At 68.1% G+C, this 323-nt stretch carries 1 protein-coding gene; it reads right to left on the bottom strand.

Features of this window, described 5'->3' with window-relative positions:
• A partial coding sequence (locus AC0L20_RS40435) for a hypothetical protein (RefSeq protein ID WP_473295735.1) occupies positions 1-323 on the bottom strand: 323 nt, incomplete at both ends.

Raw genomic sequence — 323 nt, forward strand, 5'->3', positions numbered from 1 at the left:
CTTGGCGGCTGTTCAGCCACATCAGCATCGCCGCGAACAGCAAGGCGCCACACAGCCAAAGCAGCCCGTGGCGCAGACGCTGGGTATTGCGCGGTGACGACGGACGCAGTGCGGCGGGCAACAGGTTGATGCCCAAGCGAGAGTCGGCGCTGTCGCCCACATCCACGCGTTGCGGCTGCAGACCCTGCGCGGCGCAATCGGCGAGCAGGCTGTCGAGGCGTTCGCGCAGGATCGCCACCAGCGTGACCTGCAACCACGCGCCGCTGCGCCGCTCCTGGCGCGCGACAAAATACAACTGCGAGGCGTCGAACGGGGTAAGCCGG

The sequence above is a fragment of the Bradyrhizobium sp. Kon58 genome, assembly GCF_055807455.1.